Origin of the sequence: Metabacillus niabensis (genome assembly GCF_020524345.1) — a bacterium.
Lineage (GTDB): Bacteria > Bacillota > Bacilli > Bacillales > Bacillaceae > Metabacillus > Metabacillus niabensis_B.
Map to the genome: position 1 here is coordinate 277,416 of NZ_JAIVLH010000001.1, position 20,127 is coordinate 297,542.

At 33.0% G+C, this 20,127-nt stretch carries 19 protein-coding genes and 2 riboswitches; of the genes, 14 read left to right on the forward strand and 5 right to left on the reverse strand.

Annotation, left to right across the window (positions count from 1 at the left end):
* Nucleotides 1–158 precede the first annotated feature (158 nt).
* Complete coding sequence (locus LC095_RS01440; protein ID WP_226526479.1) at nt 159–653, forward strand: serine O-acetyltransferase; 495 nt, start codon at nt 159–161, stop codon at nt 651–653.
* 583 nt (nt 654–1,236) lie between these two features.
* Here LC095_RS01440 and LC095_RS01445 read toward each other — a convergent pair.
* Nucleotides 1,237–3,336 (reverse strand): right-handed parallel beta-helix repeat-containing protein, encoded by a 2,100-nt coding sequence (locus tag LC095_RS01445; protein ID WP_226526480.1) that lies wholly within the window; start codon nt 3,334–3,336, stop codon nt 1,237–1,239.
* 398 nt (nt 3,337–3,734) lie between these two features.
* On the opposite strand from LC095_RS01445, the gene galE reads away from it, so the two are divergent.
* The 13 genes from galE to LC095_RS27215 all read left to right on the forward strand — a co-directional run bounded on the left by galE (nt 3,735) and on the right by LC095_RS27215 (nt 15,866).
* Nucleotides 3,735–4,784 carry a UDP-glucose 4-epimerase GalE gene (gene galE / locus LC095_RS01450; RefSeq protein WP_226526481.1) on the forward strand — a complete coding sequence of 350 codons (1,050 nt, stop codon included), beginning with the start codon at nt 3,735–3,737 and terminating at the stop codon, nt 4,782–4,784.
* Nucleotides 4,785–5,161: 377 nt separating this feature from the next.
* Complete coding sequence (locus LC095_RS01455) at nt 5,162–5,341, forward strand: hypothetical protein (protein WP_226526482.1); 180 nt, start codon at nt 5,162–5,164, stop codon at nt 5,339–5,341.
* Nucleotides 5,342–5,451: 110 nt separating this feature from the next.
* The gene (locus tag LC095_RS01460; RefSeq protein ID WP_226526483.1) at nt 5,452–7,392 is read left to right on the forward strand and encodes an asparagine synthase-related protein; all 1,941 of its coding nucleotides are present in this window, start codon (nt 5,452–5,454) and stop codon (nt 7,390–7,392) included.
* Nucleotides 7,393–7,396: 4 nt separating this feature from the next.
* Nucleotides 7,397–7,534: a paeninodin family lasso peptide gene (locus LC095_RS01465; protein WP_026558800.1), complete on the forward strand. Its 138-nt coding sequence runs from the start codon at nt 7,397–7,399 to the stop codon at nt 7,532–7,534.
* Nucleotides 7,535–7,827: 293 nt separating this feature from the next.
* Entirely contained in the window at nt 7,828–9,774 is a 1,947-nt protein-coding gene (locus LC095_RS01470) for an asparagine synthase-related protein (RefSeq protein WP_226526484.1), read from the forward strand.
* A gap of 22 nt (nt 9,775–9,796) precedes the next feature.
* Nucleotides 9,797–9,967: a paeninodin family lasso peptide gene (locus LC095_RS26700; protein WP_319005745.1), complete on the forward strand. Its 171-nt coding sequence runs from the start codon at nt 9,797–9,799 to the stop codon at nt 9,965–9,967.
* Between the two features lie 80 nt (nt 9,968–10,047).
* A complete protein-coding gene (locus LC095_RS01480) occupies nt 10,048–10,986 on the forward strand; it encodes an aldolase (RefSeq protein WP_226526485.1) in 939 nt (312 codons plus the stop codon).
* Nucleotides 10,979–11,272, forward strand: a complete 294-nt coding sequence (locus LC095_RS01485) for a lasso peptide biosynthesis PqqD family chaperone (RefSeq protein ID WP_226526486.1) — start codon at nt 10,979–10,981, stop codon at nt 11,270–11,272. Before LC095_RS01480 ends, LC095_RS01485 begins: the two co-directional genes overlap by 8 nt.
* Before the next feature lie 62 nt (nt 11,273–11,334).
* A complete protein-coding gene (locus tag LC095_RS01490) occupies nt 11,335–11,781 on the forward strand; it encodes a lasso peptide biosynthesis B2 protein (RefSeq protein ID WP_051475379.1) in 447 nt (148 codons plus the stop codon).
* On the forward strand, nt 11,759–12,928 hold the full coding sequence (locus LC095_RS01495; RefSeq protein ID WP_226526487.1) for a nucleotidyltransferase family protein: 1,170 nt from the start codon (nt 11,759–11,761) through the stop codon (nt 12,926–12,928). Before LC095_RS01490 ends, LC095_RS01495 begins: the two co-directional genes overlap by 23 nt.
* A gap of 10 nt (nt 12,929–12,938) precedes the next feature.
* The gene (locus LC095_RS01500) at nt 12,939–14,729 is read left to right on the forward strand and encodes an ABC transporter ATP-binding protein (RefSeq protein WP_226526488.1); all 1,791 of its coding nucleotides are present in this window, start codon (nt 12,939–12,941) and stop codon (nt 14,727–14,729) included.
* A gap of 52 nt (nt 14,730–14,781) precedes the next feature.
* On the forward strand, nt 14,782–15,675 hold the full coding sequence (locus LC095_RS01505; RefSeq protein ID WP_226526489.1) for a metallophosphoesterase: 894 nt from the start codon (nt 14,782–14,784) through the stop codon (nt 15,673–15,675).
* An 80-nt stretch (nt 15,676–15,755) separates the two neighbouring features.
* The gene (locus LC095_RS27215) at nt 15,756–15,866 is read left to right on the forward strand and encodes a DUF5658 family protein (RefSeq protein WP_226526731.1); all 111 of its coding nucleotides are present in this window, start codon (nt 15,756–15,758) and stop codon (nt 15,864–15,866) included.
* A gap of 248 nt (nt 15,867–16,114) precedes the next feature.
* On the opposite strand, the gene LC095_RS01515 is transcribed toward LC095_RS27215, so the two are convergent.
* From LC095_RS01515 to LC095_RS01530, 4 genes are all read right to left on the reverse strand, one after another.
* Entirely contained in the window at nt 16,115–16,450 is a 336-nt protein-coding gene (locus LC095_RS01515; RefSeq protein WP_226526490.1) for a helix-turn-helix domain-containing protein, read from the reverse strand.
* 101 nt (nt 16,451–16,551) lie between these two features.
* The gene (locus LC095_RS01520) at nt 16,552–16,701 is read right to left on the reverse strand and encodes an anti-repressor SinI family protein (RefSeq protein ID WP_226526491.1); all 150 of its coding nucleotides are present in this window, start codon (nt 16,699–16,701) and stop codon (nt 16,552–16,554) included.
* Nucleotides 16,702–16,734: 33 nt separating this feature from the next.
* A riboswitch (cyclic di-GMP riboswitch) is annotated at nt 16,735–16,819 on the reverse strand.
* Between the two features lie 321 nt (nt 16,820–17,140).
* The gene (locus LC095_RS01525) at nt 17,141–17,941 is read right to left on the reverse strand and encodes a YqhG family protein (RefSeq protein ID WP_226526492.1); all 801 of its coding nucleotides are present in this window, start codon (nt 17,939–17,941) and stop codon (nt 17,141–17,143) included.
* A 15-nt stretch (nt 17,942–17,956) separates the two neighbouring features.
* Nucleotides 17,957–19,642 (reverse strand): DEAD/DEAH box helicase, encoded by a 1,686-nt coding sequence (locus LC095_RS01530; protein ID WP_226526493.1) that lies wholly within the window; start codon nt 19,640–19,642, stop codon nt 17,957–17,959.
* A gap of 319 nt (nt 19,643–19,961) precedes the next feature.
* A riboswitch (glycine riboswitch) is annotated at nt 19,962–20,054 on the forward strand.
* The last annotated feature ends 73 nt before the right edge of the window (nt 20,055–20,127 follow it).

The following is a 20,127-nucleotide window of genomic DNA, read 5'->3' on the forward strand; positions in this document are numbered from 1 at the left end:
TGAGCTATATTCTATGAATAAAAATGTTACTTATTTATGGGGACATATTTGTAATTCTATCAAATTTATAAAAACCATAAATTCAAGAAATGATATTAGATAGGAATTTAGAAAATGTAATCAAATGTATCTTCTTATTTAGGATGGAGGATTTATTTTTGAAAAAACTTATGATTAAATTTTTTAATATAGGAGGTATTCATGGTCTAATTGCCTTGAATAATTATCGAATTGGTAATTGGCTATTCTACAAGTGTAATGTCCCAATAATGAAAAATATCTTTTGGATTATATATAGGTTATTTGATTATTTTTTCGTAAGAACATTTCTTGGATCAGAGTTCCCAGCTCAAGCTAAAATTGGCAAGAATCTAAAACTTCCGCATGGAGGTAAAGGAATTATAATCGAAAGAAATGTAGTAATAGGGGATAATGTTACAATCTATCATCAAGTCACACTTGGAATCAATAATCATGCTGGAGTATCTCCAAAAATAGGTGATAATGTATTTATAGGTGCTGGTGCTAAAATTCTAGGTGGCGTGATTGTTGGTGATGGATCCAAAATCGGAGCCAATGCTGTTGTTATAAAAAATGTTCCCAAAAATTCTACTGCTGTTGGTGTACCGGCAAGAATATTAACGAAAAACTAAAATGAGTTTTGCATAATCAATCATACAAAAAATGTACTATGAATAGCTTGTGATTTTTAATCTGAGGGGAGTGTCTGTGCTTATTACTTGCCAGACACGTTTTTTTTGATTCAACCAAAACATTTAACAAGAGTCTGGTAATGAGTTGGTTCAACAACAAAGTCTGTTCTTGATATACAAAACACACCTTTTATACTACTCGCCTTATTCGACTAGGAATGCCCTTGCGCTCTATTATCTATATTTTGAACATCAGTATTTATTGATATATAATTAAGCAGTCAAAAATTAAGTTTGTCATTTCACATTTCTATATATTTATTTTAAGTTAAGTTTTTGTTCATTCGTATTGTTTGAATGTTGCTTTCTCTCAATTACATTTTTTAAAGTAATCGTGCAGAGAATAACTGTATCTAATTAGTGGGAGGGGATTCAGAGCCACTTGTGCCTCAGACATACATTTATATGATCTCAAGGATTATTACTTGCAACCTTTCATTTATAAAAGCAGCCTATATAGCCCTCAAAAATATTAGATTACCTAATCTATAATAACCCATTCGGGTTATTAAAATAGTTAATTTTAGGGTTCAATAATACCATTAATTATATTATTTTCAATTATAGATTTATTAATGGAATTAATACTAGCCATCCTTAATATATTATTTTTAATAACTATTACAGCGTTATTTGTAGTGGAGTTTTGTATCCCCACTTGATTTATTTTTGTGGCAGAAAGGAAGTTATTCTCAATTATAATTAAATTACCAGAAAAGGAAGATTCTATTAGAATTATAGGTCTAGGATGAACGTCATTGGTAACTTTTATTATATTATCTTTCATGATTACTTCATCTACTATATTTTGTAACCTCAGAATTGTCCCGCTCGATTTGTTAAAAATACAATTTTTCATTTTAAATGATTTGATGTTTTTTAATATTAGTAGACTGTTGTTAATATCTTCACTACTAATTTTACAATCTATTAGTTCAAGTCCATCATTTTCATTAGATATAATATCAAGAAAATCAACGTTCTTAAATGTACAATTAATATACCTTCCTGCAAATAAGGCAGGATTTTTTACATTATTAAAAATTATGTTTTCAAAAATCCACCCCCCTTTAAATTTAGATGAATTGGCATAGGTTAAATAATACACGTCGTGTCCTTCAAATGTACAGTTTGATATAACTTGAGGCTCGTTAATAAGTTCTAAAGTCCATTGTAAATTGGAGAAGGCATTAATTTTGTCAGAATCATTGTAAAATCTACAACCATCTATCTTAACAAGATAGGCAAAGGGATTATTGACGACCAGTTTACTGTTATGAAAAAGATTATTATATAGATTTAGAGGTCTATTTTTATAAGTGCCTAGAACATTTAACTGTGTTCCGTAGAGATTATTATTTGCAAAAATAACCTCACCAGATAATATGACCTTTGCTTTGTATAAGATATTACTAGTTATGGAAACTTTATCTGCACCTCCATTAATTGCTAATGATGCTCCTTCACTCAGTGTATAAGAAATTTTATTCTCTGCTATAAATATTGATTTCCCATTTACAACAACTACATCATAAAAATTATTATGATGAAAGTTATTGCTATTGATATAGATGAATTGATTCAAATCATATCCGTCCTCTATGTCGATTCCTGCTTGTGGAGGAGTTCCACCTATATGATGTATCTCATTTTCTCTAATATAAATATATTTTGTACCACATATACTTATTCCCTGCCTTCTACAATGATGTAGATCACATTTATTAATATAGGTGTGCTGTGGAAAAGATGGTACTCTTACGTTTATTAAGCAATTATTACTTACTGGTATTTTACTTTGGTGTAATTGAATTTTTGCATAATCTGCCTTTATTGGTACTTCTACCTCATCGAAAAATTGTACTTGTTTTCTTGATGAAAGGAATGTATTATCACTATTATAAAAAAAAACGTCATAATAGTCCGTTATTATATCAGACCCTAAATCTCCGTATCCATTACCATACAATCCAAAATAGCCATATTTCTTAATTGCTAATTGATTCATGTCAATTTTTAAGGTGGAACGTATTTTACTAGGGTTTTGGATTAAAGTCCCATCAATAGTGCTTATACTACCTTGTTCCCATGAACTAGCAAAATCTACAGGTGTAGGAAAAATCTGCCCGAATGTACTATTTATAGTTATAGCATCTCCAGTACAATTAAGTATCTCAAGGTTATCTAATGTAATAAATCTAGTATTATTTCCCCCGTTCGATGGAGGAGTAAAGCTACCGACTTGAATACCATAACCAGCCTCATGAGTTCCTCCAGAGGAATAATCATGCGTTTCCTTGTCTCCTTCAATTATGCCATTTGTTACCCTTGAAAACCTTTGATTTCTCTGAAAACTTATTATTGCATAGTGTATTCGATTGTTATCTCTTACTTTTAATGTTGAACCGTTTAAATTTAATGTCATAAAACTTTGCGGCTCTATTGTATTGTACTCATCTATTAAATAAGTCCCTCTTGGTAAAATAATTTCTATAAAATTGTTTTGTGCTGCCCAAACTATTGCATCATTTAGACCTTTAGTCGTATTTACAGCATCGGTTCCATCTTTTTTCATTCCCCAACGATCAAGTTCTACTACATAGGTTGCATTAGAACTAACCATAAAAATATCATCTCCATAAATTATTATAAAAGTACTTTCAATTTATTAAATTCTAGTAGCTATCAATATGCTTGGACAAAATGGTAAAAAAAATAAATGAATGCGTATAAAAATTAAATAATAAAATTGTGTTTTTTAGGAATTTTACATTAAATATTTGAAGTGGTTGATTAATAGTAAGCAGGGGTGTAAAATGAATGTAGGTTCTTTATAAAGAACGGATTAAATTTTCGATTTTTAAAGTGTATTAGACTTATTTCATCTAATAAAAGAGAATAAAGTTTGATTAAATTCATTTAAATGTTACAGCGATTGGATTCTTTATTAAGAAAATGCTTAGAATTTCCCCACTTCTTAAATATATATAACTAAAAATTAAAATTTCGGAGGCAAAGTCCATGTCCATCTTAATCACAGGCGGAGCAGGTTATATCGGCTCCCACACATGCGTAGAATTATTAAACGCAGGATATGAAATTGTGGTACTAGATAATCTATCAAACAGTAAAGTGGATTCGCTTGATCGTATTAGAGAAATTACCTCAAAGGACTTTAAATTTTATCAAACTGATTTACTGAACAAACCTGAATTGCAAAACATTTTTGCTGAAAACAACATAGAAGCTGTTATCCATTTCGCTGGATTAAAAGCTGTTGGAGAATCGGTTTCTATCCCATTGCATTATTACCACAACAATATTACTGGAACACTAATTCTGTGTGATGTAATGGAGCAATTCGGCGTTCATAACATGGTCTTTAGTTCGTCAGCAACCGTGTATGGTATACAAGAACAGGTCCCACTCTCTGAAGAATTACCTCTTCAAGCAACAAATCCATATGGAAGAACAAAGCTGATGATTGAGGAAATATTACAAGATGTTTATGTTTCAAATAAAAATTGGAGTGTAGCTATATTGCGATACTTTAATCCGGTAGGAGCTCATTCTAGCGGAATTATGGGGGAAGATCCTAATGGTATACCAAATAATCTTGTACCGTACATAACTCAAGTAGCTGTTGGAAAATTATCTGAACTTAGAGTTTTTGGGAATGACTATTCTACTCATGATGGAACAGGTGTTAGAGATTATATCCATGTCGTAGATCTTGCAGCCGGCCATTTAAAAGCACTTGAAAAAGTAATGGTATCTTCAGGTGTAAGTGCTTATAATCTTGGGACGGGTACGGGATATAGTGTCTTGGATATGATTCATACTTTTGAAAAAGTAACTGGTAGATCTATACCTTATCATATTAGTAACCGTAGACCAGGGGATATAGGAATTAGCTATGCTAACCCATCGAAAGCACAAAAAGAATTAAATTGGGTAGCAAAAAAGGGGCTTGAGGAAATGTGCTTAGATTCCTGGCGATGGCAGTCTAATAATCCCAATGGTTATGAGGTATCTAGTAAAGAACAAGCGGTTTTAAATATTGTTAAATAATTAGGCTCAAACTATGTTCATGGTTGAAGTGACCACTAAAATAATTACATGAAGGTTAAACAAAGCAAATATTGAAAATACGTAATAAAAACTGTTGCATGCCATAAGATTGTATAGTATTGTTCTTTATATAGAATAATTTTGTTCTTGAAAATGAAATGAAACTCCTACTTTTAAAAAGTGTAGTTTATTAATCATATTTATATATTCTTAATAAAGAACGATGTTTTGTTTGAATTCAAATTGTTTCTAGAAATCTCATTTTCACTTAAATTTCGCAGCTTCTTTAACTTTTAGTGAATTGCAATTGGTAAGTTGACCTTTATGGTTTTTAGGGGGATATGATGTATAAAAAACTATGCTCACGCTGTATGTGCATGTCTTATAGTAGTTCAGATCTTGCAAATTGGCTATGTCCACATTGTGCAAATGACTTAACAAAAGAAAAAGCGAAAAAAGTTGATCATACAATTAATATACCATTAATGAAAAAAAGACTAGAGCAGCAAAGGGGCATCAATACATATCGACAACTTTCTATAAGTAAAAGAAATTAAATAAAAGGTGAAAAATGTTATAATTTTGCATGTTTGCAGGTTCTTTAATAAGAACTTAAAGGATGATCTAGAGGGGTTTATGTTCTTTTTAATGCATAGGAGAGGTAAATATGAGTGCAATCGCAGGTATTGTTCATCTGAAAGATGAGCCAATAAATCTAGAACAAGGGAATAATGTAATGTCAGCTTTACAAAAATATCCTGCTGATGATATTCAGGTTTGGCATAATGAGAGAATATTTTTCGGTTGTCATGCACAGTGGATAACACCAGAATCAGTTGGTGAACAAATTCCTTATTATGATTATGAAAGACAATTGCTTATTACAGCAGATGCGATTATTGATAATCGAAAAGAATTATTTCAGAAGTTACAAATATTCACTAGTGCTTCAGCGATCACTGATAGTCAGTTAATTTTACTTGCCTATGAAAAATGGGGAGAGGATGTGCCAAAATACTTAGTTGGTGATTTTGCTTTTTTGATTTGGGATGAAAGAAATCAGCATCTGTTTGGAGCTAGGGACTTTTCAGGAACAAGAACATTGTACTTTTTTCATAATAAAGAGAAGTTTGCTTGTTGTACTGTTATAGAGCCTTTGTTTTTATTGCCATACATTCAAAAAAACTTAAATGAACAGTGGCTTGCCGAGTTTATTGCGATTCCGGTTACTGCAGATTCAGTATCAATAAATACAACAGTTTATAAAGATATTCAGCAAATACCACCTTCTCATACGATAAAAGTCCAGGATGGAAAAGTTGAATTATCAAGATATTCAATGATTAACTCAGGAGAAAAATTAAAGCTAAAATCGAGTAATGAATATGAGGAAGCATTTAAAGAGGTGTTTGACAGAGCAGTCGGAGATAGGTTGCGTACCTACAAGCAAGTTGGGTCACACCTAAGCGGAGGCTTGGATTCAGGATCTGTAGTAAGCTTTGCATCAAAAACTCTTAAGGAAAAGAATAAAAAGTTACATACTTACAGTTATGTACCAGTAGATGACTTCATAGATTGGACACATAGAACTAGGATAGCGAATGAACGACCATTTATAGAATCGACAGTTCAATATGTAGGAAATATCTCTGACCAATATTTAAGTTTTCCAGAGAAGAATCCTTTTTCAGAAATTGATGATTGGTTAGATACGATGGAAATGCCCTATAAATTTTATGAAAATTCTTTTTGGTTAAAAGGGATTTATGAACAAGCTAACCAACAAGATGTTGGCATACTTTTAAACGGGCAAAGAGGCAATTGGACTGTGTCTTGGGGTCATGCTTTACATTTTTATGGAACTTTATTAAAGAAATTGAAATTTATAAAGTTATATAAAGAAGTGAAGTTATATAGTAAAAATCTTGGTGTAAATAAAAAGCGTACAATGAAATTTGTTTTGAAAAAAGCACTTCCATTGTTAAATAGACCTTTTTCATCACCAAATCAAGATATCTTTCCAATATGGATTAATCAAGACTTTGCTGCAAGAACAAATGTCTTCCAAAAGCTTGAAGAACAGGGAGTAGACATTAAGGGAAACACAGTTACTGATGTATATAAAATCAGAGAAAAACAATTTGAACAATTACACTTTTGGGGATTAAATGGCACAATAGGCACAAAATTATCTCTTCGACATTCCCTATGGGAGCGTGATCCTACGAATGATCTTAGAGTAATTAATTTTTGTATTTCAGTACCTGAGGATCAGTATGTTCAAAATGGTCTTGACCGGTCGTTAATTCGTCGATCTACGGAAAATTTATTACCAGATAACATAAGACTTAACCAGCGGACTAGGGGAATTCAAGGTGCAGATGGCATCCACCGAATGAAAAAAAGTTGGCAATCGTTTATAGAGGAGCTAAATATGCTCTCAAATGATTCGATAATGTCAAATTTTATTAATATCGACGTTTTTAGAGATTCGTTAGAAAAAGTTAAGAATAATCCAAAACCTGAATTCATTTATGAGTTCGAATTTAAGATATTAATGAGGAGTTTAATTTTATTTCGGTTTCTAAAACAGTTTGAAGGGAGGTGACGAGATGAAAAAACAATGGAAAGCTCCAGAGTTAGAAGTGCTTAATATTAGTATGACGATGGCTGGTCCTGGAATAAAAACTCCAGATGCAGTTCAGCCAGATCCGGATGCTGATGAAAATGATGTAGTTCATTATAGCTAATGCTAGCGAATTGAAAATGGACATAAGAAGCTCTTATACGTTTTTGTGTAAGAGCTATTTCTTCTTTATTACTAATAAAAAATAAATAGTATTTATTAGTGATTGACACATTTTTATAAAGATGGTACTTTTATCTTAGTGGTGTTCTTTATAAAGATCATCTGTGCAGTGTTTTGTATTATTACCATTTTATTTATAATAGATTGTTCTTTATAATGAACTAAAATTCGGGTATTAGTTTTATCATAATTTACATTCATAAGTCTAAATTATTTGTCAGGAGAATATTAAGTATGAGTGCAATCGTAGGAATAGAAACCTTTAATAATAAACCCATAAATTCAATAGGACTCTATCCTTTATTAAATGCTTATAAAGGTTTCCCTGCAGATAACATTCAAATCTGGCAAAAAGACAATATATTCCTCGGCTGCCACTTTCAATGGATCACTCCTGAATCAATTGGAGAAACACTGCCATATTATGATTATCATAGACAATTAGCAATAACCGCTGATGCAATTATAGATAATCGAGAAGAGCTTTTAGATCGGCTACAAGTTGGAAAATCACAATGGAGGTCAATACCTGATAGTCAAATCATATTACTAGCTTATTCTAAGTGGGGAGAAAATGCTCCAAAGTATTTAATCGGTGATTTTGCTTTCATGATTTGGGATGAAAAACAGAAAAAGTTTTTTGGTGCGAGAGATTTTTCTGGTGCAAGAACTTTATATTATTTTTACAATAGCGAACAGTTTGCCTTTTCAACTTTAATAGAACCTCTATTTTCTTTACAAAATGTAAAGAAGAGTCTCAATGAAGAATGGTTAGCAGAGTTCTTAGCTATTCCAAATATGGTTGAAAGTGTTGATATGAATTCTACTGTCTATAAGAATATTAAACAAGTCCCGCCGTCTCATAGTATTTCTGTAAAAAACGGAAAAGTTGCATTAACAAGGTTTTGCAAAATAGTAGTAACTGAAAAATTAATTCTTAAGTCTAATGAAGAATATGAGGAAGCTTTTCGAGAAGTCCTGCAAAAGGCTGTGACCGATCGACTTAGAACGTTTGGTGAAGTTGGATCACACTTAAGTGGGGGTCTGGATTCAGGCTCAGTTGTAAGTTTTGCTGCCAGAGAATTGAAGAAAACGAATAAAACACTACATACATTTAGTTATATACCAGAAGAAAGCTTTATTGATTGGACAGATAAGTATTATTTACCAAATGAAAAGCCTTATATAAAAGAAACAGTTAAATACGTAGGAAATATAAAAGATCAATATTTAAGTTTTTCTGGAGAAAGTCCTTTGGATGTAATAGATGATTTCCTTGACGTAATGGAGATGCCTTATAAATTCTTTGAAAATGCCTTTTGGTTAAATGGTATCAACCAAGAAGCACAAGAAAAAGGGATAAAAGTGCTTTTAAATGGTGCAAGGGGTAATCACTCTATTTCATGGGGCTCTATGAACTTAACGTATAGTTATTATGTATCCTTACTTAAAAAGGCTAAGTGGGTACAATTATATAATGAATTGGATGATTATTGTAAGAACTTTAAAACAGGAAAATCAGTAATGATTCCATTCATTTTCAAAAGGGCATTTACTTCAATTAAAACCAAGACGAACAATTCTAACTCAAATCTAAGTAATTTCTTAATAAATCCTCATTTAGCTAGTAAAACAAAAGTCTTTGATAAATTAAAAGATTTTGGATTAGATGTTTATGGCAATCCAATAAAGGATGTAAATCAGTATCGAAAAAACTATTATCAACACTTATATGTTTGGAACAAAAGTGGTGTAGCAAACACCAAAATGTCCTTACGCTACTCTTTATGGGATAGGGATCCCACTAATGATATAAGACTTATTCGTTTTTGCTTGTCTGTTCCTGATGAACAATATACGACAAAAGGGTTAGAACGTTCTCTAATAAGAAGGGCCACTAAAAACTACTTACCTAATTCTGTGAGGTTAAATCAAAGACAAAGGGGCATACAAGGAGCTGACACAATTCACAGAATGACCAAAAATTGGGATATTTTTATTGAAGAAGTAAATACCCTTCTCAATGATTCCATCATGTCATCTTTGATTAACACAAGAATGGTAAATGAGGCAATTTCAAAATTAGGTAAAGAGCCAAAACCTGAAATGGTATTCGAAGAGAATTTTAGAATAGTAGTTCGTAGTTTAATTGTGTATCGATTTTTAAAAAAGGTTGGTTAGAGTTCGAAAGGAGGTGATATAGGTGAAAAAATCTTGGAAAGTTCCAGTACTAGAGATACTTGATATTAGCATGACAATGAATGGTCCTGGTAACGCAAATGCCGATTGTTTTGATGTTTCTGATGGAAAAAGTGAAACTCACGAAGGAAGATCTAATGCTTCTTGCTTACCAAAAGGTAGTTTAGATAGCTAATATCCTGCAAAATAAGTAAAAATCCCTTATATCTAAAAAAGTATAAGGGATAGTATTAAACACATTATGGAGGACATTGGGTGAAAACATCTATTAAACAAAAAACATCATACAAAGCATTTGGATTTAATATTTTGAGCGATATCTTTCTTCCAGAATTACCAGATCCGGAAAATGATGGAGAAGCAGATATTTTCATAGAATATAAAAACCTAACATCCACTTGGGAGGAGCTATCAGAGGGAAGTGAATATTTTGTCCTGAAAAAGGGCCAAATTCTTTTCCGCCTACCTGAAAAGGCAATATTTATGATTAAAAACGGAAATAAAATCTATTATTCCCCAATGAATAACACCACTGAAGACCAAATTCGATTATATCTACTAGGCACCTGTATGGGAGCACTATTAATGCAGAGAAAAATCCTTCCACTTCACGGTAGTGCAATAGAAATAGATGGGAAGGCATATGCAATCGTTGGAGATTCTGGTGCTGGTAAATCAACTTTAGCTTCTGTCTTTTTAAATAAAGGATATCACCTTATAAGTGATGATGTTATTCCTGTCACTCTAAATGAAAAAAACATTCCTATGATAACACCCGCATATCCTCAACAGAAGTTATGGCAAGAGAGTCTGGATCATTTTAATGTTGAATCAAGCCAGTACCGTCCAATCGTTGAAAGAGAAAGTAAATATGCTGTTCCAGTTTTAAATCAATTTGCTTCTAAACAATTACCTCTAGCGGGTGTGTTCGAATTAGTTAAGACAGAAAATGACGTGATTGAAGTTAATCCAATACAGAATCTCCAGTGCCTTCAAACTTTATATTCACATACCTATCGAAATTTCTTTATTCATCCGTTAGGTTTATTGGATTGGCATTTTAACATAACAGCAAAAATTTGTGAAAGTATCAGTTTATACCAATTGTGTCGACCTGTATCTAGATTTTCAGCACTCGATTTAGCAGACATTATTTTATCAACAGTAAAGAAGGAGGAAACGTTTTATGGTTAAAACAAAAGAGCTTTTGTCAACACATATTGTCAGTCAAGGAGAAGGTAATATTGTAAGTGATATGGGTGGAGAAAAAGTAATGTTAAGTATCGGGAATGGGAAATATTACAATTTAGGTGAAATAGGTGGAGTAGTATGGGATTTAGCAAAAAAACCTATCACAATTGAAAAACTAGTCACCCATTTAGTTTCTCATTATGAAGTTGAACAAAATGAATGTGAAGTACAAGTAATGAAGTTTATTAAGCAATTAAACGCTGAAGGTTTATTAATAGTAGAAAGTTAAATTATAGTTTTTGTATCTAGAAGGGAATAATTAGCTTGAATAAACTAAAGATCTTTCTAAAAATGGATTGGAAGATGAAGTTACTCTTGGTTGAAGCTTATTTCTATTTAGCGATTGGACGCTATTTGAAAAGCATTTCATTTGCAAAAATAGCACCCTCTTTAGGGGAGCATATGAAAGAAACGTCGTTTGAGCAAACATTATCAAATAAAAGAGTATTATCAAGTATTTCCCAGGCTATTCATATGATGAGCCGTTATACATTTTGGGAAAGTCAATGTCTTGTAAAAGCGATTGCCGCGATGAAAATGTTAGAGAAACGAAATATTGAAAGTACCCTATACTTAGGGACAGCTAGAGATGAATCCGGTGAGATGATTGCACATGCTTGGCTGCGAAGTGGACCTTATTATATTACTGGATTTGAAGGAATGGAAAAGTTTACAGTTGTAGGGAAATTTGCCAAAAAAACTGGGGGAAAGCACCATGCAAAATCAAGTTCACCTTAATCTAGCGAATGTTCCTGAAGAACTTAAAGTGATCCTTGAGATAATAAAGAAAAATACTGTTAATAGAGACCTTTTTATGGGCATTGATTGGGATCATTTTATTGAGCAATCAATGCATCACCGTGTATATCCTGTACTACATTCAATTTTAATCCATTTAGACAAAGGAATAATACCAACGAAAGTAATGAATCATCTTTCAGTTCAATATAAAAGAAACACATTTAACATGCTTTATTTAAGTTCAGAGATGGAACGGATAAGTAAGCTTTATACAGAGGATAACATTCGTCTTCTATTCTTAAAGGGACCTGTTATAGCTCATGATCTTTATGGTGATGTTTCACTTCGTACATCCAGCGATTTAGATTTTCTGGTTTCAATTGAAGACCTTGAAAAGGCAGAAGCCATTTTAATAAAACAAGGGTATGAGAAAGTTGACTACATTGAAACAGTTTTAAATGATTGGAGATGGAGACATCACCATGTTACATATTTTCATCCTTTAAAACGGATGAAAGCAGAAATACATTGGAGACTAAATCCCGGACCTGGAGTTGAACCTAAATTTGATCAATTGTGGAATCGAAAACTAAAAAGTGAATTAACAAATTATCCAGTTTATTTCCTTGGAAAAGAGGACCTTTTCTTATTCCTCGTTTCACATGGGGCTAGACATGGGTGGTCGCGTCTAAGGTGGTTACTTGATATTCATCAGTTGACAGAACAACAGGTTAATTGGAAAAAAGTAAATGAATTATTAAAAATCTATCAATTTCACAAAGCAGGAGCTCAGGCACTTGCTTTAACTTCAGAGTTATTGGGTTCAAATATTTCAGCGGAAATGATGCCTATACTAGCTAATAAACATTCTCAAAAACTAGCACAAGAGGCCATTTTTTATTTTGAAAAAATGGTTAATTTACATACAGATCCCGTACCTGAAGAGGTATTTCGCTATCATTCACGTCATTTATTTTCATTAATGTCTTTTAAACAAAAGATATGGTATACGTTAAGCATATTACACCCATTGCCTGAGGATGCCGATGCATTACCACTACCAAAAAAACTTCATTTTTTATATTTCCCTCTACGACCATTTATTTGGGCTTGGAGGAGAGTAAGGAAACACGCGTTACCTTAGGAGGAAGGAAATGTCAGATTTAATATACTTCTTAAAACAAATCCACCATTATGCAGGGAAGGTTTTATATATAAATCTGTTTGCCATGATGTTTATAAGTTTACTAGATGGTGCAGGTATCTTACTGCTCATCCCGATGATTAGTATGAGCGGAATCGTAGAAATTGAAGCGAATGAGATGCTTTCAAACGTATTCTCATTTTTAAATAATATTCCTAGTAATATAGGTTTGCCAGTCATTTTAGTCATTTATGTTTTAATTGTTGTTGGACAAAATGTACTACAAAGATCCATTACGATTCGGAATACTAAAATTCAACATGGCTTTTTCCGACATATTCGAATTGAAACTTACGAAGCTCTCCTTCATGCAAATTGGAATTTCTTTATAAAGAATCGAAAATCAGATCTTATTAATTTTTTAACTGCTGAAATTGCCCGTTCAAGTGCAGGTACACATTCATTCTTACAATTTATGACTTCCTTAGTCTTTACAGTTATCCAGATAGGGATTGCCCTTTGGTTATCCTCAAGTATAACAATGTTTGTTTTGTTAAGTGGGCTTGTATTAATCCTCTTTAATAGAAAATTCTTAAAGAAATCTGTAGAATTGGGACAAAAAAATTACACGATGGGTAGAGAATATTTAGCTGGAATAACGGACCAAATAAACGGGATAAAAGATATTAAGAGTAATTCATTAGAAAAATCCCGTATGGAATGGTTTAAAAAAATTACGAAAGGGATGCAAGACGAGCAGATTGAATATACAAAATTAAAAACCATTTCACAAATGAATTATAAAGTCGCTTCGGCTGTTTTAATTGCCTTATTTATTTTCATTGCTCTAAGCGCATTTCATGCACAGGCAAGCCAATTAATGTTGATTATCGTGATTTTTTCTAGACTTTGGCCAAGAGTTGCAGGAATTCAAGGGTCACTTGAACAAATTGCAACTATATTACCTGCCTTTAAAGCATTGAAAAATTTTCAAGAAGAATGTAAGAAATCTAGAGAATTTCAACTAGGAATAGAAAATAAACCCCTACATATTAACCGACAAATAGAACTGGAAGATGTATTTTTCCGTTATGAAAGTAATCAATCAACTGGATATGCCTTAAACAACATAAATATTGTTATACCTGCTAATAAAATGACAGCTTTTGTAGGTCGTTCTGGTGCAGGGAAGAGTACACTGATTGACATGTTAATGGGCTTAAATCAGCCTGAGAGAGGCAAAGTTTTATTAGATGGGATCCTTTTATCGCAAAAGAATATCCCATCTTTTCGTAAGTCAATTAGCTATGTTCCACAGGAACCTTTTTTATTTAATATAAGTATAAAAGAAAATTTGGAACTTGTTGAACCCAATGCCTCAGAAGAACAAATGTGGGATGCATTAGAATTTTCTTCAGCTGCTGAGTTTGTACGTGAGTTACCTAATGGGTTAGATACGATTATTGGGGATAGAGGTATCCGACTTTCTGGAGGAGAACGACAAAGGATCGTTTTAGCAAGAGCCATTTTACGCAAACCTTCGATGCTTGTATTAGATGAAGCAACAAGCGCACTTGATACAGAAAATGAAGCTAAAATCCAACACGCACTGGATAAGTTAAAAGGAAGAATGACCATTGTCGTAATCGCACATCGATTGTCAACAATAAGGAATGCTGATCAAGTAGTTGTTCTTGATAAAGGTTCAGTTATTCAAAACGGTGAGTTTGGGAGATTAGCTAAGGATAAGCAAGGTATACTTGGACATCTATTGGAAAGTCAAATCGAAGCTAGTTTATAAAAACTTTCACACTAACAAAAACTACAGTAGGTGTACAAATTAAGGAGGCTTTATGGGAAAGGGGAGGTTATTTCTAATTTTGGTTCTGGGTCTATGTTTTTTGATCGTTATTTATACCTTTTGGGATAATAATAGAATAAAGATTGTCGAACAAGTAATCAAAATTGATGATTTACCACGGGAATTTGACGGTTTTAAAATCCTTCAAATATCTGATCTGCATGAAAAGACATTTGGCTCGAAACAAGAAACACTCATAAGAAAAATAAATTCTATTAATTATGATGTTATCGCGCTAACTGGTGATCTCTTAAGTAATAGTGATAGTGAAAATTACTCTCCAACTTATGAGTTGCTAGATAGTATTGATAATAAAGAACATATTCTATTTGTTCCTGGTAATACCGACCCAATTCCTTATGTTGTTAATCCTGATAAATCTATTTCAAAGAACACATTCCTTTTGGGGATGGAGGACCGAGGAGTACACTTATTAGATTCAGTATATACAATTGAAAAAGGAAATACCTCCATTTATTTTGGGCATTTTGATATATCTAATCCTGATACTACTAGTCAGTTCGCTAAGCTTGAAAAGGATGATCTTTTTGTCATATTGAATCACTATCCAATAGTAGATAAAAGAATTGACCAGTTAAACCAAGACCCACATTCATATTTTAGCAAGAATGATTTAATGATAGCAGGACATTATCATGGTGGGCAAATTAGAGTTCCATTTGTCGGTGCCTTATTTATACCCGAACCATACTATGCTAATAATGGGCTATTTCCACCTCAAGATCGAGTAAAAGGATTGTGGGAATACAATGGTACAAAACAATATGTTAGTGCTGGCTTAGGGAGTAGTAATGCAATACCATTCCTAAAATTCCGTTTTTTAAATACTCCGGAGATAAATGTAATTACTCTAAGAAAGAAATGATAAATATTAACATCATTACTATATGAGTGAGATGGTAGGTTATGACAAGACTTGTTTGTTTTTACCTTGCAATATTAAATATGGTCGATGGTACAATAACATATATTGGTTTAAAGTTAAATTTCATTGATGAAGGAAATCCAGCTATGAGTTTACTATATGAACACAACTCTGCTTATTTTCTTCTATAAAATATTCACTTTCCGTTTTTTTAGTATTGATTCTTTGTTATACGAATATCACTACAAGTAAAATACTTGGTTTTTTCTCATTGGTCGGTGCTACTCTTTATACAATTGTAATGTTTATGCACGCATACTGGGTTTTCATTTCGTTATTAATTTGAAAATAGCTGTCTATAGGATTTGATAATTACACAAGGATAATCAGGCTAAAAACAAAAAGCACAACCAGCAGCCATCAAGCCGCCGATCATGCTTTATTTATCATTCTCATTCTGTAATCTCCACTTATTAAATTCCAAAAACTCTCTAAACTGCTCCTTAGATACACCTGATTTCATTGCATCTTGGACCAGTTTTGTCCATTCTAAATCGAGCTCTTCTGGGTCGGTTTCGTTTTGTTCATTTAGAAGAGTGTTTACTGATACACCAAGAACAGATGAGACTTTTTCTAGAAATTGCACAGAAGGATTTGACTGGAGATTTCGCTCAATCGAACTTAGGTAGGATTTTGCGACTCCTGCTCGTTCTGCTAGTTCAGACAGTGATAGATTTTTTTGTGTGCGATATTTTTTTATTCTCGGACCAATCACGTCAAGTCACCTTCCTTAATGAAGCCATTATAACATATAAAGAAGGGTTTGTTTTATATGCAGAACACAAAAACAAAAAAATTTACAATTACTTAATACTATTATGATGATTTTAAAACAGCATCTGACTTTTTGGATAAGAACTCTTTAATCTCTTCTACACTGATTCCTAGTTCAAGTGCCTCTAATATGAGCTCAACCCATTCTTGATCTAGCTGCCCATCGTGTGTGATTCCTTTAATTATTCCCATTATTTTTTTCCTCCTAAAATACTAATCTGTATTTCAGGCAGCCCAGCCGTCTTAGTTGTCAACCTGAAGACCCGTGACTTTGCGTCCCTACTTTTCAATAGGTTTGCCTTTGTACTGATTAAGTTGGCATCAATTGTTAATATTATATTTCTATTGTCCTTTATTTATGTATAACTATTTAACTATTGACAATGTTTATTATAAAAGAGAACTGTTATCAATGTCTGCAGAACTTTGTCGACGAAATAAATTTTTTTCATTTATCTGTAATTTTTACAATGAATTTACAAACGTAAGTGGGAAGTATAGTTTTTATATGTTTTTCTTACATGAAATTTACAAAAAATTAATAAAGAAAAGAAATGATAAAAATTAAATTTGTCGAACGAAAATTCCATTTTCATCATTTGTGTTTCTCCTAAGTAATTTGTATCATTACTTAGGAGTTCAACATTCCTTCAGGAGTCAAATAAAAGATGCCGCCATTTTGAATGGAAATATGGATTTGTGGTTCATACAACTCTTGTAATGCTTGTTTTTCAACTTCGTAGCATTCGGGTTTTTCTTCAAGATCTTCGTAAAAATGATTTAATAGTTCTAAATCTTTGTTCCATCTTTCCCGCGCTTTGTCTGCCCAGGTATGATCGTGATTGTGTATATCTTGTAATATGAATTGTTCAATCCGTTTTAACCCGCTTTGTGGCTTTATGAGAGGTGTCATGGTAAAGCAAAGGTCTGGAATTTTTGGTGTTAACTCCAATTTTTCAAGTTTTTCTTGGAAATTTTCGACTAGCACTCCACTTACTAAGTGTAACCCGATGGAATAGAGTTGATCTTTTTTCATATCACATTGATAGGAAACCATGATATTGACTCCGATCCAGGGGTGGAGGGGAACATTTCCTCCATGTGGTTTGACGTACTCAAAAAGTCTAATATAGCTTCCTAGCTCTTTTGTCGCATGAAAAATTTGGTGAAGGCGAGGGGCTCCAAAGTGCATAACCTCACCTTTTAGGTCTTTTGGTGCACGATTCTGGTCTGTGATGAGCGTAAGCTTCATTGGGTTTGGGACCCCGTTTGTTTTTTCAAGGTAATGCCAGTAAAAAGGTCTGTTCATTAATAGCTTATCCATTTCAATTGTAAGTTGTACAGTTATATATCCTTCTTTGTTTTCAAGAACTTCACAGGAGTTGGATGTGAAAAAACTTTCTAAAAAGTGATGAATTTGCTCTTGTTGCATACTTTAGCCGCCTTTCTACTTATCTCCGCTTGCTGCTTTACGTTGTTCTTGTGAAGCTTGAGCATAATCAAGAATTGATGTTAAGTTCTCCATTTTAATTTTCATTTCTCTGTCATTTTTTGAGTGATACATAATGTCTTGTATATGTTCTTCGAAGTTTTTTATTTCTAATCGAGTGAGAATTTCATCAAGGTCACCAATGACTTTTTCAAATAAATGTATTTTGTCATATAAAAGAGTTAATATATGTTCTTCAACCGTGTTTTTAGTTGCCATATTGTATATGTTAACGTCTTGTTCTTGTCCTAAACGGTGGATACGGCCAATTCGTTGTTCTAATCGCATTGGGTTCCATGGTAAATCATAATTGATAATATTATGACAAAATTGAAGGTTGATTCCTTCACCACCGGCTTCTGTTGCAATCAGTACTTGAACACGATTTTTAAAGAGTTCCTTCATCCAATCTTTTTTTCCTCTTTTAAAGCCCCCACGAAAAGGGACAGATGTAATGCCATGCTGCTGAAGAAACCACTGTAAATAAAATTGTGTTGCACGGTATTCAGTGAAAATAATGACTTTATCATCCAGTTGCTTAATCAACTCTACTACCTTCAATGCTTTTGAGTTTTGAGTAACACCGTCAATGGCCATCATAATTTCTTTCATCACATTATTAGGAAGGACTGATTCCTCTTCCTCGGGCCGATCAAGCATTTTTTTTAGCGTCATATAGACTGCTTCGCGGCTACTGCAGGCTTCTCGCTGTAAGGTCATGATGGAGAAGGTGTTTGCAGCATATTGAGACGATGACTTTAGTGCAGTGATTGTGTCATAAAGATGTTGTTCAGTTTCAGAAAATTCGATCGGCACTGTTTCAACATTGCGCTTTGGCCAATCAATACCTGTGTCACCGCGTCGATTTCGAATCATAACCTTATTAATGAGCTCGCGTAATTGCTCATGGTCTTCGATTGAACGTTCCTTCGCAGAAAAAACATCTGAAAAATACGCTTCGTTTCCGAGATGACCCGGCTTTAATAAAGATACTAAATTAAAAATTTCTTCTACTCTATTTTGAACAGGGGTTGCTGTTAATAGTAAACAATATTTCTTCTTTAAATTTTGAACAAATTCATAGTTTTTTGTTTTATTATTTTTTAGCTTGTGTGCCTCATCAATAATGACTAAATCATAGTTCTGGTTATAGACAATGTCTCGATGTGGGCTTCTTTTTGCTGTATCAATAGACGAAACAACAACATCACATGCTTCCCATACATAGCTTTTCTTTTGTTCTACAGCAGGGATAAAGAATTTTTCATTTAATTCACGGGCCCATTGGGAAACAAGTGATGCCGGGACGAGAATGAGTACTTTTTTGACCAATCCCCGAATCATATATTCTTTTAAAATGAGACCTGCTTCAATTGTTTTTCCTAACCCGACTTCATCAGCAAGGATCGCTTTTCCATTCATGTGTTCAACGACACGTTGTGCTACCTCCAACTGATGAGGAAGAGGTGTAAAATGTGGCAAGTGTTTAGGGGCTTGTAAGCCTTCAAATGATGATACTTGTGTGTGTGTTTGTACTTCATAGGCAAGCTTATACAACTCCCAATTTGACCATGGACCATCATTGTCTAATTTTTCTAGAAATCCATTCTGCCAGGAAGAATCGAAGTTCGTCTTTATATTCATTGTAAAGACAGTCCTTTCGTGATAATTACTTATTTAGAATGTTCACGATTTTTCTTGTAATATGTGAAAAATAATATAAAAATATGAATTGATCGATAAAAACCGAACGTTTAACTTAAAAATAATTTTAATGTTAAGATAAAAAATGATTGTCGAAAGTCTGCTCACATGGTAGGATGTTAGTAAGAAAGTTCATCATTTTCATATCTTTCAGTCAGCTTAACGCTTTCATTCGGTATAAAATGCTGATGTTTAAAATGTCAAATGTCATAATTCAGGTTTTAGTAGTATAACCAACACAAAAACAAAATATGTGCGGATGAGAATAAGGGGAGAGACTATAGCTAAAGTATAGCGCCGAAGGAGCAAACAATTGTGTGAATCTCTCAGGCAAAAAGACTCTTATTTGACGCGACTCTGGAGAGTGTTTGCGTGAGTTCACGTAAACTACCAAAGGGGAAAGCCGTATGGGGTGGTAGATGTCT